At 48.1% G+C, this 14,875-nt stretch carries 18 protein-coding genes; 9 read left to right on the top strand and 9 right to left on the bottom strand.

What is annotated here, in order from left to right; genetic code table 11:
- Positions 1 to 2: 2 nt before the first annotated feature.
- Together argB and argC are read right to left on the bottom strand one after the other, a co-directional pair.
- Positions 3 to 776: an acetylglutamate kinase gene (gene argB / locus ACQ31U_RS03240; protein WP_431053660.1), complete on the bottom strand. Its 774-nt coding sequence runs from the start codon at positions 774 to 776 to the stop codon at positions 3 to 5.
- A complete protein-coding gene (gene argC, locus ACQ31U_RS03235) occupies positions 776 to 1,798 on the bottom strand; it encodes an N-acetyl-gamma-glutamyl-phosphate reductase (RefSeq protein WP_431053659.1) in 1,023 nt (340 codons plus the stop codon). Before argC ends, argB begins: the two co-directional genes overlap by 1 nt.
- Positions 1,799 to 1,961: 163 nt before the next feature.
- On the opposite strand from argC, the gene argE reads away from it, so the two are divergent.
- The 3 genes from argE to ACQ31U_RS03220 are packed head-to-tail and all read left to right on the top strand — an operon-like array spanning position 1,962 to position 4,353.
- On the top strand, positions 1,962 to 3,104 hold the full coding sequence (gene argE, locus ACQ31U_RS03230) for an acetylornithine deacetylase (RefSeq protein ID WP_431053658.1): 1,143 nt from the start codon (positions 1,962 to 1,964) through the stop codon (positions 3,102 to 3,104).
- 28 nt (positions 3,105 to 3,132) lie between these two features.
- Entirely contained in the window at positions 3,133 to 3,894 is a 762-nt protein-coding gene (locus ACQ31U_RS03225; protein ID WP_431053657.1) for an endonuclease III domain-containing protein, read from the top strand.
- A 60-nt stretch (positions 3,895 to 3,954) separates the two neighbouring features.
- Positions 3,955 to 4,353 carry a DUF4143 domain-containing protein gene (locus ACQ31U_RS03220; protein WP_431053656.1) on the top strand — a complete coding sequence of 133 codons (399 nt, stop codon included), beginning with the start codon at positions 3,955 to 3,957 and terminating at the stop codon, positions 4,351 to 4,353.
- 43 nt (positions 4,354 to 4,396) lie between these two features.
- On the opposite strand, the gene ACQ31U_RS03215 is transcribed toward ACQ31U_RS03220, so the two are convergent.
- Both ACQ31U_RS03215 and ACQ31U_RS03210 read right to left on the bottom strand, forming a co-directional pair.
- Positions 4,397 to 4,843: a DMT family transporter gene (locus tag ACQ31U_RS03215; RefSeq protein ID WP_431053655.1), complete on the bottom strand. Its 447-nt coding sequence runs from the start codon at positions 4,841 to 4,843 to the stop codon at positions 4,397 to 4,399.
- A complete protein-coding gene (locus tag ACQ31U_RS03210) occupies positions 4,843 to 5,283 on the bottom strand; it encodes a DMT family transporter (RefSeq protein WP_431053654.1) in 441 nt (146 codons plus the stop codon). The genes ACQ31U_RS03215 and ACQ31U_RS03210 overlap by 1 nt, the downstream gene beginning before the upstream one ends.
- 210 nt (positions 5,284 to 5,493) lie before the next feature.
- On the opposite strand from ACQ31U_RS03210, the gene ACQ31U_RS03205 reads away from it, so the two are divergent.
- Positions 5,494 to 6,390, top strand: a complete 897-nt coding sequence (locus ACQ31U_RS03205) for a LysR family transcriptional regulator (protein ID WP_431053653.1) — start codon at positions 5,494 to 5,496, stop codon at positions 6,388 to 6,390.
- A gap of 48 nt (positions 6,391 to 6,438) precedes the next feature.
- On the opposite strand, the gene cgtA is transcribed toward ACQ31U_RS03205, so the two are convergent.
- The 4 genes from cgtA to rplU form a co-directional block, all read right to left on the bottom strand.
- Positions 6,439 to 7,611: an Obg family GTPase CgtA gene (cgtA, locus tag ACQ31U_RS03200; protein WP_431053652.1), complete on the bottom strand. Its 1,173-nt coding sequence runs from the start codon at positions 7,609 to 7,611 to the stop codon at positions 6,439 to 6,441.
- A gap of 24 nt (positions 7,612 to 7,635) precedes the next feature.
- Positions 7,636 to 8,568 carry a DMT family transporter gene (locus tag ACQ31U_RS03195; protein WP_431053651.1) on the bottom strand — a complete coding sequence of 311 codons (933 nt, stop codon included), beginning with the start codon at positions 8,566 to 8,568 and terminating at the stop codon, positions 7,636 to 7,638.
- A 138-nt stretch (positions 8,569 to 8,706) separates the two neighbouring features.
- Positions 8,707 to 8,964: a 50S ribosomal protein L27 gene (gene rpmA / locus ACQ31U_RS03190; RefSeq protein ID WP_034614873.1), complete on the bottom strand. Its 258-nt coding sequence runs from the start codon at positions 8,962 to 8,964 to the stop codon at positions 8,707 to 8,709.
- Positions 8,965 to 8,981: 17 nt separating this feature from the next.
- Positions 8,982 to 9,293 (bottom strand): 50S ribosomal protein L21, encoded by a 312-nt coding sequence (gene rplU, locus ACQ31U_RS03185; RefSeq protein ID WP_431053650.1) that lies wholly within the window; start codon positions 9,291 to 9,293, stop codon positions 8,982 to 8,984.
- Positions 9,294 to 9,541: 248 nt separating this feature from the next.
- Between rplU and ispB the strand changes: the two genes are divergently transcribed.
- The 5 genes from ispB (at position 9,542) to ACQ31U_RS03160 (ending at position 14,047) form a co-directional block, all read left to right on the top strand.
- Complete coding sequence (gene ispB, locus ACQ31U_RS03180) at positions 9,542 to 10,534, top strand: octaprenyl diphosphate synthase (RefSeq protein WP_431053649.1); 993 nt, start codon at positions 9,542 to 9,544, stop codon at positions 10,532 to 10,534.
- A 7-nt stretch (positions 10,535 to 10,541) separates the two neighbouring features.
- Positions 10,542 to 11,300 (top strand): epoxyqueuosine reductase QueH, encoded by a 759-nt coding sequence (locus ACQ31U_RS03175; protein WP_431053648.1) that lies wholly within the window; start codon positions 10,542 to 10,544, stop codon positions 11,298 to 11,300.
- Positions 11,301 to 11,400: 100 nt separating this feature from the next.
- The gene (locus ACQ31U_RS03170) at positions 11,401 to 11,871 is read left to right on the top strand and encodes a hypothetical protein (protein WP_431053647.1); all 471 of its coding nucleotides are present in this window, start codon (positions 11,401 to 11,403) and stop codon (positions 11,869 to 11,871) included.
- Positions 11,872 to 11,952: 81 nt separating this feature from the next.
- Positions 11,953 to 12,999, top strand: a complete 1,047-nt coding sequence (locus ACQ31U_RS03165) for a glycosyltransferase family 9 protein (RefSeq protein ID WP_431053646.1) — start codon at positions 11,953 to 11,955, stop codon at positions 12,997 to 12,999.
- Between the two features lie 13 nt (positions 13,000 to 13,012).
- Entirely contained in the window at positions 13,013 to 14,047 is a 1,035-nt protein-coding gene (locus ACQ31U_RS03160) for a glycosyltransferase family 9 protein (RefSeq protein ID WP_431054271.1), read from the top strand.
- A gap of 2 nt (positions 14,048 to 14,049) precedes the next feature.
- Here ACQ31U_RS03160 and ACQ31U_RS03155 read toward each other — a convergent pair whose 3' ends face one another.
- Positions 14,050 to 14,826: a glycosyltransferase family 2 protein gene (locus ACQ31U_RS03155; RefSeq protein ID WP_431053645.1), complete on the bottom strand. Its 777-nt coding sequence runs from the start codon at positions 14,824 to 14,826 to the stop codon at positions 14,050 to 14,052.
- Positions 14,827 to 14,875: the final 49 nt, after the last annotated feature.

The following is a 14,875-nucleotide window of genomic DNA, read 5'->3' as shown; positions in this document are numbered from 1 at the left end:
GTTTACGGATTAATCCGTGTGCCCACAATTTCACCGCTTAAAAGTGCGGTCAGTTTGTCGGGGTGTTTCCAGTTGGCGATGTCCACACCGCGCCCTAAATCTTTCGCCGCTTCCAATGCCGCATTGACTTTGACGATCATGCCGTCGGTGATCACCTTGTCCGCAATCAACTGCGCGATTTGCGCGGCGTTGAGCTGTGGAATGCGCTGTTTATTCGCGTCTAACACGCCGTCCACGTCGGATAACATCACCAAATCGGCATCGATCAATTTGGCAATGGTGATCGCCGCTTGATCGGCGTTGACGTTCATCAACCGCCCTTGTCGATCCAAACCGATCGAGCTGATAATCGGCAGGAAATCCGCTTGCAGCAACTGTTGCAATAGGGTCGGATCATTTGCGCTGACATTGGCAACGTGTCCAAGTTCTTCGTCGAATTGCTGTGCGTCGGTCATATTGCCATCGCCCAAAAACAGACCGACAGCGTTAAGCTGCATAGTTAATGCCTTAGCCAGCAAGGTTTTATTGGCAATCCCTGCCAATGCGCCGACGATGACATCAATCTGATCGCTTGGGGTGATACGTAAACCGTTTTTTTTCTGCACCGGCAGATTGAGTTTTTTCATCAGATTATCCACCACAATTCCGCCGCCGTGCACAATCACGATTTGACGGTTATGCTGCCGGCGGTAGTGGCTAAGTGCGGTCAGCAGGTTATCCATCGCTTGCGGCGTATCGAGCAACACGCCGCCGACTTTTAAGACTAATGCTTTCATTAAAAGAGTCCTGTTGTTTCCGGGAAGTTATAACGAATATTGGCACATTGCACCGCTTGCGCCGACGCGCCTTTCAGCAGGTTGTCCTCTGCGCCGATAATAATAATGTGTTGATCTTTAACGGCAAAGGCAATATCACAGAACGGGGTGAATTCCACCTGTTTAATCGCCGGGAAATGGCGTCCGCATAAGCGCACCAACGGGCGACCTTGATAGGCTTGTTCAAACGCCGCTTGTACTTGCTCGGCGCTGACACCGGCTTTCAGTTTGGCGGTGATGGTTGCCAAAATGCCGCGTTTGAAATTGCCCAAGTGCGGGGTGAAAATCACTTCACAGCCCAAATGGGCGGCGATTTCCGGTTGATGACGGTGGTTAAACACGCCGTAGGCATTCAAGCTGACTTCGCAAAAACTGTTGGTCATGCTGGCTTTGCGCCCTGCGCCGCTCACGCCGCTGACGGCGTTAATCACCGGCAATTGTGTGCGATCAATCAGATCGTTTGCCAACAACGGTTTCAGGCTCAGTTGCGACACGGTCGGATAACAGCCGGCAACCGCGACTAAATCGGTCTGCTTGATTTGTTCGTGATTCCATTCCGCCAAGCCGTAAACCGCACTTTGCAACAGTTGCGGGTGCTGATGTTCGAAACCGTAATATTGGGTATAAAATTCGGCGTTGTTTACGCGATATGCACCCGATAAATCAAACACTTGGCAACCGGCATTTAAGAAAATCGGGGCGTAATCGTGGCTGACTTCGTGGGCAGTGGCGAGGAACACGGTATCAAACTGCTGCGCCAATTCGCCGATAGCGGCATTGTCGGCGGGCAACGGTTGCAGCGGCAAATCCACCAAGCTGCGCAACTGCGGATACAGGCTGGAAATCGGTTTATTGCCATCGGCACTGTGACTGGAAACGAACAAGCCGCTCAGTTCAAACTGCGGATGACGGTTTAAAATCAGGGCGAGTTCTGCGCCGGTGTAGCCGCTGGCGCCGACAATGATAGCTTTTAATTTTGACATAGGGTAGGCTAATCCTTATAACATGAAGAATGACAACGTTAAAGCTATTGTATGTGATTTATACACGATTTGCACCAAGCGTTAAATAAAGTTTAACAATGATTAATTATGCGATATTTTGCATAATTATTTAAATTAATCAACTATTATTCAGGAAAATATCATGCCGGTACCGCAATTTCTCGATTTATACCGCACTTTAATCCGTTTGCCGACCATCAGCAGTCTGGAGGCGGAACAGGATCAATCCAACCGCACTTTGATTGAAACATTGGCGGATTGGCTGGCAACATTGGGTTTTAACACCGAAATCATCGCCGTGGAAGGCGCCCGCAATAAATATAATTTATTGGCGACGTTCGGCGAGGGCGAAGGCGGATTGCTGTTGGCGGGGCACACCGACACCGTGCCGTTTGACGAGGGGCGCTGGACTTTTGATCCGTTCAAACTGACCGAACGAGACGGCAAGTTTTACGGCTTGGGTACGGCGGATATGAAAGGCTTTTTTGCCTTTATCGTCGATACCGTTGCCAATATGGATTTAAGTCGACTGAAAAAGCCGTTGCGCATTCTCGCCACCGCCGATGAAGAAACCACCATGCTCGGCGCACGCACGTTCGTCAAGCACGCCCACATTCGTCCCGATTGTGCGATTATCGGCGAACCGTCGTCGTTAAAACCGATTCGCGCCCATAAAGGCTACATGGGCAATGCGGTGCGCGTGGTCGGCAAGTCGGGGCATTCGAGCGATCCCGACAAGGGCATTAATGCGATTGAAATTATGCACGCGGCAACCGGCAAACTGCTTGATTTGCGCAATCACCTGCGCGAAAAATACCGCCACGACGGTTTTGTGATTCCCTATCCGACCCTGAATTTAGGCAATATTCACGGCGGCGACGCGCTCAATCGGATTTGTGCCTGCTGCGAGCTGCAATTTGATATTCGCCCGTTGCCGAATTTGGAATTGAAAGATTTAAACGAGATGATGCAACAGGCATTGCAACCGTTGATTGAGCGTTGGGGCGACCGCGTGACCCTGACCGCACTTTACGAACCGATTCCCGGCTATGAGTGCGAACACAGCGCGCAAGTGGTGCAAGTGGTGGAAAAACTGTTGGGCGAAAAAGCCGAAACCGTCAATTATTGCACCGAAGCGCCGTTTATTCAGCAACTTTGCCCGACATTGGTGCTCGGACCGGGTTCAATCGAACAGGCGCACCAGCCCGATGAGTTTTTAGAAAGCAAATATGTGCAGCCGACCCGGGATTTATTGACGAAGTTGATTGGGCATTTTTGCGGATAGTAGGGGCGCGGCGCATGGCGGATGAATAATGGCAAGCCATATTTTAATCCGTCTGGCGCAACCACGAGTCATCGCAATAGCTTGGAAACGCAAATGGAAGAATGAGATTATGCCCCAATCGACCGCACTTTCACCCCTTGATCGTCGCCGTCTGGCGGTGTTGAACCATCTTGTTGCCTACCATGGGTATCAGCATTGGTGGGAAAGCGATGACCGGTTGGCAGATTGGGTTGCGATGATTTTGATTCAGCAGACCACACAAGCCAACGCTGAAAAGGCGTTGGCAAATTTAACGGACGTGTTGAGTGTGGAGTGGCTGCATAAGGTGGCGCCGGACGAGCTGGAACAGCGGATTCGCCCCGCTGGATTTTTTAAACAGAAAGCGCGTTATCTGAAAAACCTGATGAGGTGGTTTGCCAAATTCAACTTCGATTTGAGTGCCTGCCAAGCGCTGGGCAACGACGCCTTACGCACCGAATTGCTACAGATTAAAGGTATCGGTTCGGAGACGGCGGATGTCATGTTGTTGTATATTTTCCAACGTAAAGTGTTTATCGCCGATCAATACGCCTTACGCCTATTCAAACGGCTTGGGCTGGGCGATTATCCTAATTATGACGCTATGCGCAAGGATTTCAACCATTTGACGGAGCACTGTTCACTCAAGCAATGCAAAGAATGGCACGCCTGTATTGATGTACACGGCAAAGCGTTTCGTTTGGATAAGAATTTTGACGAAAGTTTTTTGACTATGGCAGCCGCCATCGCAGTTGATACAACCGATTCCTGAAACCGGCGCCAACGGCAACACCGTGATCAAGCAAACCGCTGCCGTCTGAAAACGGCATTCTTGAAAATAAAGCGTCAGACGGCATTCTCCGAATACTCTCTTTCCAGTATCGCCACCAATTCATCAAACACCAGTTTACTCTGGGCAAGTCCAGCGTTTGCGGTGGGCGAAATCGTCAAATCGTTTTATAATGCCGGGCTAGAGCCGCCCTTGTATTATTACCGCGACAGCAACCAGAAAGAGATCGATTTACTCATCGAATATGACCGCACTTTATACCCGGTGGAAATCAAGCAAAGCGCTAGCCCGAATAAACAAATGTCGAAACATTTCAAGATGTTGAAGGAGCATATTTCCGGCAATGAGCTCACCGTCGCCCACGGCACGCTGATCAACCAATATCCCGACAAACTGTGGCTGGACACGGATTTGGTCACGCTGCCGCTGGGGTATTTGTAGCGCTTGGCTTTCAGACGGCCTCAAACAAGAGATTCCAATCTATTTACTGCTTGCGGTTGCCCGCGTAAATAAAATACAAGGCAAATCCGAGGCAAATGACCGCGAGCAGGCGCGGCAGGGAAAAGGCGATGGCGGGATTGTGAAACCAGCCGAAGGTGTCGATCAGCAAACTCATCGCCAGCTGCCCGAAAATCACCGCCACGGTGGCGACGGCGGTGCCGAGTTTGGCGACCACCAACACCATCACGGCGATGTAGACAATGCCCGGAAACGCGCCGGTCAGCTGCCATTTGGGCACGTCGAGCAGGGTCAGGCTGTATTTCGGTTCGAAAAACAGCACCAGCAGCCCGGTGACAATCGTGCCGAGTCCGAAATTCAAAAACGTGCCGGCGAACACGCCCACTTGCGTGCCCAGTTTGCCGTTGATACTGGCCTGTACCGCCAGCGCCACGCCGCCCAACACGGCAAAACACAACATCAGCAAGATCATCACAGCTCCCCCCACGCAATCAAACCGAGTGCCGCCAGGATAAAGCCGAGCGCAATCAGGCGTTGGCGGTTGAGCGGATGGTGTTTCGAGCCGAACAGGGCGTAATGGTCGTTAATCAGGCTTTGCGCAATCTGCCCCATCAGCACGCCGATCATGGTTACCGCCACACCGATAACCGGCGTTGCCAGCGTCAGCACCACCACATAAACCGGCCCCAGCACCCCGCCGCCCAACTGCCACCCCGGCTGGGCAAACAGCGACGGACGTCGGCGCGGGGCGAAAAACAACATCAGCAAAAAGCTGACGCAGGCGCCAATGCTGAAAATGCTGAAAGTCGCCCACAATTTGCCCACCTGCTGCCCCAACGGCCCGAGCAAACCCGCCTCCACCGCCAAACCGGCGCCCGCCAGCACCGTTGCCAAAATCCATATCAACTGCATATTTTTCCCTTGTAATAACCGATGATCGTCTTTTCCATCCACTTCAAGACAAAAACGCGCAAGACAATGCAAGCAGCACCGCAAGCGGGTTTGACGCGTATTCAAGTGAATGGAAAAGACGATCATTATTATATTGGTTCAAAATGCTTTATCAATCGGCAAAATTCGGCAATACTATCCAAAAATATGGATAATCAAGCGAGGAATCCCATGAACCCGATTCAAGCCATGCGCGCCTTTGTGCGTGTTGCCGAAAGCCTGTCGTTTCACCAATCGGCGCAACAGCTCGGCATTCCCCGTTCCACCTTAAGCAAGCAAATCAGCGACTTGGAGCAGCATTACGCCGTGAAACTGCTGCACCGCTCCACCCGCAGCGTCGGGCTGACCGTCGAAGGGCTGGCATTTTACCAACGGGCGCTACATTTGCTGGCGGAATTCGACGAACTGGAGCAACAGATGAAACACGGGCGGCAGGCGGTGCAGGGGCATTTGCGCGTGGATATGCCGATGATGTTTGCCGAGCGGCTGTTTATCCCCAAACTGCCCGACTTTTACGCCCGCTATCCCGACATCAAACTCACCCTCGGTATCAGCGACCGCACCGTCAATCTGGTCGAACAGAGCGTCGATTGCGTCATCCGTATCGGCGACGTGCGCAACGAATCGCTGATCGGGCGCCAGTTCGCCGAATTCGATTTCGTCACCTGCGCCGCCCGCACTTATTTGGCGCAATACGGCACGCCGCACACACCGCAAGCGCTGCAACAGCACCGTATCATCGGCTATTTTTCCGACAGCGACGGTATCAAACCGCTGCTGTTCGCACAGGCCGGCGGCAAACCCTACGCCGTGCGCGATTTTCATTACGCCGCCAACGGCGCCAACGGCATTCTGGAAATGATCCGCGCCGGCTTAGGCATCGGACAACAACTCAAAGCCCTCATCGCCCCGTGGCTGGCAAACGGCGAACTGCAAACCCTGCTCGACGACTACCGCCGCCCGCCCCTGCCCGCCTACCTGCTCACCCGCGACCGCCGCCAAAGCACCCGCTTGAAAGTGTTTGCCGACTGGGTGGCACAAACCTTCGGCGACAGCGGCAAGCCATAAAATTGCGCGGCAATAATGATGAGCTGACCGCAAAAGTGCGGTTCAGCCTTATGGTTTGTAGATGATTTCCACGCCTTGTTCGTCCTCTTCCGACCAATCGTCGTCCCAATCATCATTGTCATCAATACTGTGCGCCGCAATTTGTTGTTGATGGTAATCGTCCCATTTGAATTTCACCTCTTCGGCTTGGGTTTCGAGCTGTTTGACTTCACGCGGATTGTCTTCGATAAACTGCATAATATCGCGGCATAAAGCCCGGACATTTTTGCCGGTTACCGCTGAAATCAAATAATAATCCTCTTCCCAACCTAAACGCTGTACGATGTCGGCGGCTTTGGCTTGCGCCTCTTCATCACTGAGAATATCAATTTTATTGAACACCAACCAGCGCGGTTTTTCCGCCAAGGCTTCGCTGTATTGCAGCAGCTCGGATTCGATAATCGCAATGTTATCCGCCGGATCAGTTTGATCGATCGGCTCCAAATCGACTAAATGGATTAAAACACGGCAACGTTCCAAGTGTTTCAGGAAACGAATTCCCAAGCCTGCGCCGTCGGCCGCGCCTTCAATCAAGCCGGGAATATCGGCGATCACAAAACTACGGTTGGCGTCGACACGCGCCACGCCCAAACTCGGCACTAAGGTGGTGAACGGATAATCCGCCACTTTCGGTTTCGCTGCTGAAACTGCGCGGATAAAAGTCGATTTACCCGCATTCGGCAAACCTAACATACCGACATCGGCAAGCAACATCAATTCCAGTTGTAAATCGCGTTTTTCACCTGCTGTGCCGTTGGTTTTTTGCCGTGGGGTACGGTTGATCGAGGATTTAAAACGGGTGTTGCCCAAACCGTGATAACCGCCCTTTGCCACTAACATTTTCATGCCGTGTTGGGTTAAATCGCCGACCACTTCTTTGGTGTCATTATCAATCGCCCGCGTGCCGACCGGCACACGCAGGGTGATGTCTTTGCCGCGATGTCCGGTGCAATTGGCACTGCGTCCGTTTTCACCGCGTTGCGCCGCAAAGCGTTTTTCAAAGCGGTAATCGATCAGGGTATTTAAGTTTTCGTCGGCAATCAGATAAACATCGCCGCCGTCGCCGCCGTCGCCGCCGTCAGGACCGCCCTTCGGAATGTATTTTTCACGGCGGAAACTGACGCAGCCGTTGCCGCCGTCGCCGGCTTCAATGCGAATTAACGCTTCATCAATAAATTTCATTTTTTCTCCTGTTCGTCGCGCAAGTTATTGGCGGCGAAATAAAAATTTGTGTCCGATCGCAGAGCAGAGCGCACCGCTGACCACAATCATTGCCCCAAGATAGGATAACAAATTGAGTTCGGGCAAATCAAAACTTTGTGGCGCCAGCCGATGGGCGATTTCGGAAAACAGAATGGTAAACAGCGGTGTCAGCGTGATAATCGCGCTTACTTTGGATACATCCCAGCGGTTGACCGCCTCGGCATAAGCACCGTAAGCCACGACGGTATTCAAGCAACAGTATGCCAATAAAAACAATTCCAATAACGGCAGGCGTTCAACGCTGCCAATTTCGGTCAGTGGCGTAAACAAGACGGCGGAACCGGCGTAAAAAATCAGTAAAATCTGCTGCGAATTAAAACGGCGCAACATCAATTTTTGCGCCAAGCCGTAACCAACCCAAACCAATGCCGCCGACAGGCTGAATAACACGCCGATGGTATAAGTGGTTAAGCTGGTGAATAGCTCCGCCAAGCGTTCGTTAAAAAACAGCAGTAAGCCGAGCACTAACAATGCCGCACCGATCTTTTGCGTTACGCCGATCACTTCTTTTAAAAAAACCGCACTGGCGATCATCATCAAAAACGGCGAAACTTGGGCAATCACCTGTGTTACCGATGGCGATAGGTATTTCAGCGAGGTATTGAACAATAAGAAATTGCCGCCGAGCGCAAATACGCCAATCAGCGTCAGCCAACGAAAACGCGGACCGAGCAACAGCTTAAAGTGCGGTAATTTGCCCAAAAATGCCAATAACAGAAACAGCCCGACTGCCGCCGCGGCAAAGCGATACCAGACAATGGTGCTGATATCCATATAACGCACCAACGGTTTTAATGCCAGCGGCACAGTGCCCCAGCAAATTGCGGTGGTTAAGGCAAGAAGAAAACCGCTTAGCGGTCGGCTTGTCTGTTTCATTTGAACTCGATTGGCATGACTGGATTACATTGACGGATAAGCTGTTATTTTACTCGCTACAACCAGAATAGAAAGGAAAATCACAGCAATAAAAAACCCCGCCTTTAAGGTGCGGGGTTCTTAAACTCTGAAATTAAATTAGTCAGCGATAATACTTACGTATTTGCGATTTTTGTCGCCTTTCACTTCGAATTTAACTTTACCGTTTGCAGTGGCAAACAGAGTGTGGTCACGACCGATACCAACGTTGCTGCCTGCGTGGAATTTAGTACCACGTTGACGAACGATAATGCTACCGGCTAATACTGATTCACCGCCAAAGCGTTTAACACCAAGACGTTTACTTTCAGAGTCACGACCGTTGCGAGTGGAACCACCAGCTTTTTTATGAGCCATTTTCGATCTCCTCTAAATTAGGCACTGATACCAGTGATTTTCACTTCCGTGAACCACTGGCGGTGACCTTGTTGTTTACGACTGTGTTTACGACGACGGAACTTAACGATTTTAATTTTATCGCCACGACCGTGATTTACAACTTCAGCCACTACTTTGCCGCCATCAACTAATGGGGCACCAATTTTTACATCTTCACCGTTGACAACCATCAACACTGAATCGAATTCAACTGTTTCACCAGTTGCCACTTCAAGTTTTTCTAAACGAACTACTTGACCTTCGCTCACTCTGTGTTGTTTGCCGCCACTTTGGAAAACCGCGTACATAGAAAGAAACTCCGCTAAAAGTATGTGCCGAATAAACAAAAACTGTTTACTGAACCAGGCACAATCAAAATTCATATAAATAGGGTGCGAATTCTACGCAAAAATTCTGCCGATAGCAAGCAACTATTTTGGATCAGATTAAAAAATTTGATCCTGAGGTTGATCGGTGATCGAAAGCCTATTTAGCTCTTGCCGGAATTCAGGTACAATCAGCCCTCGAATAATCCTAATCTAACAAGTTTGCAGGCATGACAGAACAACAAATCCCGTTTGATCTTCACAAGATCCAAGCCCTTTGCGCCGAGGACATGGGCAAAGTCAATGACTTGATTCTGGCACAAATGAATTCCGATGTGGTGCTGATCAACCAGCTCGGGCACTATATTATCAGCGGCGGCGGCAAGCGGATCCGCCCGATGATCGCCGTACTGGCGGCGCGTGCGCTCGGCTATCGAGGTGCGGCACATATCACCGCGGCGACCTTTATCGAATTTATTCACACCGCCACCTTATTGCATGATGATGTGGTGGATGAATCGGATATGCGCCGCGGCAAAGAGACTGCCAATGCGCTATTCGGCAATGCGGCAAGCGTGTTGGTCGGCGATTTCATTTATACCCGCGCATTTCAGCTGATGACCGGCTTGGATTCGTTAAAGATCCTGAAGATCATGTCGGACGCAACCAATGTGATCGCCGAAGGCGAAGTGTTGCAACTGATGAACTGCAACGATCCGAATACCACCGAACAAAGTTATATGCAGGTGATTTACGGCAAAACCGCACGTTTGTTTGAAGCGGCGACCCAGTGCGCGGCGATTGTCAGTGGCGCGAATCAACAGATTGAACAGGCAATGCAGGATTACGGACGCTATCTCGGTACGGCATTCCAGTTGGTTGATGACGTGTTGGATTACAGCGCCGATCAACAGGCACTGGGTAAAAATATCGGTGACGATCTCGCCGAAGGCAAGCCGACCTTGCCCTTATTACACGCCATGCGGCATGGTGATTCCGAACAGCAAAGGATGATCCGCGCGGTGATCGAAAACGGCGACGGGCGCGATCAACTGCCGCAAGTTTTGGCGGCAATGCAACAACACGGCTCGTTAGATTATGCGATGCAAAAAGCACGCGAAGAAGCGCAAAAAGCGGTGACCGCACTTGCGCCTCTGGCTGAGAGTGATTACAAACAAGCCTTAATTGCGTTGGCGTATCTCTCCGTCGATCGCACTTATTAATAGCAAAATGATGACTGATTTAGATTTAAACATTGAAAGTGCGGTTAGCGAAACCGCAACAACCCCTGAAGCGTACGTTAACTCGGTGCGCGCCAAACGCCGTAAACAAAAAGAGAAAGCGCCGTTTGTACGCCCTCACTTGGCACTGCCGAACGGGCACAACAAGCTGTTGTTGCATTCCTGCTGCGCGCCTTGTTCCGGCGAAGTGATGGAAGCGATTTTAGCCTCGGGAATTGAATTTACCATTTATTTCTACAACCCGAATATCCACCCGCTAAAAGAGTATTTGATCCGCAAAGAAGAAAATATCCGTTTTGCGCAGAAATTCAATATTCCGTTTATCGACGCCGATTATGACCGCCAAAACTGGTTTGATCGCGCCAAAGGCATGGAGGACGAGCCGGAACGCGGCATTCGCTGCACCATGTGTTTCGATATGCGTTTTGAAAAAGCGGCGGAATACGCACACAAAAACGGCTTTCCGGTGTTCACCAGTTGCCTCGGCATTTCCCGTTGGAAAGACATGAATCAAATCAACGGCTGCGGACACCGTGCCGCAGAAAAATACGAGGATGTGGAATATTGGGATTACAACTGGCGCAAAGGCGGCGGCTCACAACGGATGATCGAAATCAGCAAACGCGAACGTTTTTACCAACAAGAATACTGCGGCTGCGTCTATTCTCTGCGCGACACCAACAAATGGCGTGAAGCCACAGGCAGACAAAAAATCGAAATCGGCAAACTGTATTATTCCGCCGATTAAATGACAATGACTTTACCTTAGGTAACAAAGGTCGTAAACTAACCAAATTCTTGTCAAGGATGACGGAATAAACACTTTATTATTCTATGAGGATTATTCAATGAAACGTTTTTATCAATTTTTTGCTTTTGTATTCGTTGCGCTGGCGGTTGTCGCCTGTGGTGACAAAAATGCCGATTTAAAAGCCGATTTACAAGCTTTTAATGCCGCTACCGAGCAAAATGGCAATCTGGCTGAAATTCAACAATTGCAATCTCAATTAATGGCTGCGGCAACACCGGAAGAGCAAGCGGTGATTTTCAATAAAATCGCGGATAAATACAAAGCGATTAAAGACAGCGTGACTGCATTAAACATCAAAACGGCCGACGCTAAAAGTTTGAAAGACAAATTTGTTTCCGGTTTTGATGATTTCATCAAATTAATGACGGACTCCGCCACTTATGTTGTGACCCCGCCAACCGCAGAACAACAACAAGCGTTGGTGGCTTTGCAACAACAAGCGACTCAGAAACTGATGGAAGCGGCACAAGGTGTCGAAACTTTAAAAGCTAAAGCAGAAGCGAAATAAGTTTCTCAACTGTCGATAAAGCCCCGCATTGCGGGGTTTTTTGTAGTAATGGAATATTGAGTTTAATATATTGGAAATCTTATGAAAAAGCTGAAAACATTATTACGCCATTTTCGTATTACCTTAGGCAAGTTAATTTTAGATAAAAGAAAAAAGGAATATACGGTTACAGATATCTTGCCGATAAAAAGCATTTTGTTTTTACGTCAAGATGGAAAAATCGGTGATTATATTGTGAGTTCTTTTGTTTTCCGCGAATTAAAAAAAGACAATCCTAATATAAAAATTGGTGTTGTTTGTAGTGATGATACATTTTTTTCCCGTAATACCAATATTGATCAGATTTATCGTGTAAAAAAGAAGAATATTTTTGATTACATTCGTGTTGCTTTGCAGATAAGAAAAGAAAAATATGACGCCTTGATTGACCCAACCATTTTTTTGCGTAATCGTGACTTATTATTAATTCGGCTAATTAATGCCAAAATTAATCTCGGTTATCAGAAACAAGACTATCAGTTGTTTAATTTAAATATGAATATCTCTGGGCAACATTTTGCCGATGTTTATGCCAATGCGTTGCGCTTGTTAGGGATTGAAAATATTAATCAACAATATGATGTGCCTTGCGATACGCAAAGTGAAAAAAATATTAGTGAATTTCTGCAGCAATATAAGACAATACCATTCATTGCAATCAATTGTTTTGGCGCTGCCAGTTCAAGAAAATTAAACCATACTAATATTACCGCATTATTAACGCAGCTAACCGCACTTTGCCCACAAAAAACGATAGCATTATTGACCTATCCACAAGTCACTGCGCAATTACAGTCTATTGCTGCGCAATACGATAATATTATTATTTATCAAGATACAAAAACGATTTTTGATTCCATTGCAATTATTCGACAGGCGGAATGGGTGATCTCACCTGATACTTCAATTGTGCATATTGCCAGTGGATTAAATAAAAAACTCATTGCTTTTTATCAAGATAAACAAAAAGATCCGATTAATTTTGCCCATTGGCATCCAAATAATCAGGCGGAAACACATATCTTATTTTATCCGGATAATATTAATCAAATTCAAATTGCTGATATTTCCGCAGATTGGTTCAAATAAGTAGGACGTGATGATGAAAAAAATTTTAGTAGTCAGAAATGATAAATTAGGTGATTTTATGTTGGCGTGGCCGAGTTTCGCCATGTTAAAAAAATCTATGCCGAATAGCCAAATTACCGCACTTGTGCCAACTTATACTGCGGATTTAGCGCGACTTTGTCCTTATATTGATGAGGTGATTATTGACGCAGGGAAAAATGGTGAGAAAACGGCGCAAAATCGAACCCTGCAAGCGGTGCGTGCACAGCGATTTGATGCGGTGATTAATCTGTTTTCGGATCGTTATAATGCGTTATTGGCATGGAAAGCAAAAATTCCCTATCGTTTAGCACCGGCAACCAAAATTATTCAATTTTTATATAATAAACGTATTAAGCAACGCCGCTCACAATCATTAAAGCCGGAATATCAATATAATTTGGATCTTATTCGCGCGTTCTTGCAGGATCAACATATCACCGCACTTGAGCCGCAAGCGCCTTATCTGACATTTTCCGTGCAGGAATTGGTGCAACAAAAGCAAAAATTAGTCGATTTACTGGGTTTAGTGCCAGATAAAAAATGGATTTTTGTACACGCCGGTACGGGTGGTTCGGCTAATAATTTAAATCTATCGCAATATGCCGAGATTATTCGGGAACTCGTTAAAAAACTACCTTGTCAGATTATTTTAACTGCGGGTCCGGGAGAGAAAGAAAAAGCAGAGCAACTGGCAGAATTGGCGCAACTTAGCCCGGAGCAGGTGAAAATTTATGCCAAAAATGATGGTTTGGTGGATTTTGCCCGCTCTTTGGCTTGTGCCGATCTGTTTATTGCCGGTTCAACGGGACCATTGCATTTAACTGCTGCCTTGAACGGTTTGACCGTCGGCTTTTTTCCGAGCAAGCGTTCGGCGAAAGCATTACGTTGGCAACCGATTAATCAATCCGAGCGCCATTTGGCATTCATGCCGACGAGCGGACAGATTGAAGCCAATGAAATGCAATCTATTCGTCCTTTAGATGTAGTTGCTGAGATCATTCCATTTGTACAAAAACATTGGCAATAGGACTAATTTTTTGTTTTAGTCTGGTTGCGAACCCATAAATCGGCATATTTGACAAAAGTCGAATGTGCCGATAGCATCGCTAATAAAAATCCCTGTTTCCCGTCCAAAAATCCGCGTTTGAGTAGATACATTTTGATAAAACAGGTGATGGCGTGAGTAATGCCTTGCGATAAACTGGCACGTTTTCCCGCTTGCTGTCGTTGTTCTGCCCAAGCCTGTGCATAAAATGCGGATTTGGTTAGATAATGATGTAAGTTTTCATAGGTATAATGGCGCAAATCCCCCGATAATTGCTCAATCGTAAAACCAGCCGGTTCGATCACTTTTTCATGAACTAACGAATCGTTATATTGTGTTGCCGAAGTGCGGTATAAGCGCAAAACCCAATCCGGATACCAGCCCGAATGGCGGATTTCACGCCCGAAAACTTCGCTGCAACGCCCGATTTGATATAAGACATTCGGTTTATCTGCGTTCACCGCCTGTTGAATCGCCTGCTGCAATTCAGGGGTGATACGTTCGTCGGCGTCTAACCATAACACATAATCGCTCGTAACATATTGCTGCGCCAGTTGGCGTTGTTTGCCGAAGCCTTGCCAATCAAGGTTCTGATAGAATTTATTAGTATAACGGCGGGCAATATTTTCAGTTTGATCCTGACTGCCCGAGTCTAAAATCACGATTTCATCAACCCAGCCTTTCACGGTATCCAAACAGGCGGCAAGGTGTTTTTCTTCATTTTTGACAATCAACGCAACGGCAAGAGTGTGTTTTGACATGGAAAATCCTTTATCTCAGATAGTTTGCGCTATATTAACAGAAGTTGGG

Origin of the sequence: Testudinibacter sp. TW-1, assembly GCF_050613185.1 — a bacterium.
Lineage (GTDB): Bacteria > Pseudomonadota > Gammaproteobacteria > Enterobacterales > Pasteurellaceae > Chelonobacter.
This window is presented reverse-complemented; position numbering and strand designations above follow the sequence as displayed.

What these genes read in the sequence shown, in the direction of transcription:
- argB (WP_431053660.1), bottom strand. Translation starts at nt 776, where the DNA reads ATGAAAGCATTAGTCTTAAAAGTCGGCGGCGTGTTGCTCGATACGCCG.
- argC (WP_431053659.1), bottom strand. Translation starts at nt 1,798, where the DNA reads ATGTCAAAATTAAAAGCTATCATTGTCGGCGCCAGCGGCTACACCGGC.
- argE (WP_431053658.1), top strand. Translation starts at nt 1,962, where the DNA reads ATGCCGGTACCGCAATTTCTCGATTTATACCGCACTTTAATCCGTTTG.
- ACQ31U_RS03225 (WP_431053657.1), top strand. Translation starts at nt 3,133, where the DNA reads ATGGCAAGCCATATTTTAATCCGTCTGGCGCAACCACGAGTCATCGCA.
- ACQ31U_RS03215 (WP_431053655.1), bottom strand. Translation starts at nt 4,843, where the DNA reads ATGATCTTGCTGATGTTGTGTTTTGCCGTGTTGGGCGGCGTGGCGCTG.
- ACQ31U_RS03210 (WP_431053654.1), bottom strand. Translation starts at nt 5,283, where the DNA reads ATGCAGTTGATATGGATTTTGGCAACGGTGCTGGCGGGCGCCGGTTTG.
- ACQ31U_RS03205 (WP_431053653.1), top strand. Translation starts at nt 5,494, where the DNA reads ATGAACCCGATTCAAGCCATGCGCGCCTTTGTGCGTGTTGCCGAAAGC.
- cgtA (WP_431053652.1), bottom strand. Translation starts at nt 7,611, where the DNA reads ATGAAATTTATTGATGAAGCGTTAATTCGCATTGAAGCCGGCGACGGC.
- ACQ31U_RS03195 (WP_431053651.1), bottom strand. Translation starts at nt 8,568, where the DNA reads ATGAAACAGACAAGCCGACCGCTAAGCGGTTTTCTTCTTGCCTTAACC.
- rpmA (WP_034614873.1), bottom strand. Translation starts at nt 8,964, where the DNA reads ATGGCTCATAAAAAAGCTGGTGGTTCCACTCGCAACGGTCGTGACTCT.
- rplU (WP_431053650.1), bottom strand. Translation starts at nt 9,293, where the DNA reads ATGTACGCGGTTTTCCAAAGTGGCGGCAAACAACACAGAGTGAGCGAA.
- ispB (WP_431053649.1), top strand. Translation starts at nt 9,542, where the DNA reads ATGACAGAACAACAAATCCCGTTTGATCTTCACAAGATCCAAGCCCTT.
- ACQ31U_RS03175 (WP_431053648.1), top strand. Translation starts at nt 10,542, where the DNA reads ATGATGACTGATTTAGATTTAAACATTGAAAGTGCGGTTAGCGAAACC.
- ACQ31U_RS03170 (WP_431053647.1), top strand. Translation starts at nt 11,401, where the DNA reads ATGAAACGTTTTTATCAATTTTTTGCTTTTGTATTCGTTGCGCTGGCG.
- ACQ31U_RS03165 (WP_431053646.1), top strand. Translation starts at nt 11,953, where the DNA reads ATGAAAAAGCTGAAAACATTATTACGCCATTTTCGTATTACCTTAGGC.
- ACQ31U_RS03160 (WP_431054271.1), top strand. Translation starts at nt 13,013, where the DNA reads ATGAAAAAAATTTTAGTAGTCAGAAATGATAAATTAGGTGATTTTATG.
- ACQ31U_RS03155 (WP_431053645.1), bottom strand. Translation starts at nt 14,826, where the DNA reads ATGTCAAAACACACTCTTGCCGTTGCGTTGATTGTCAAAAATGAAGAA.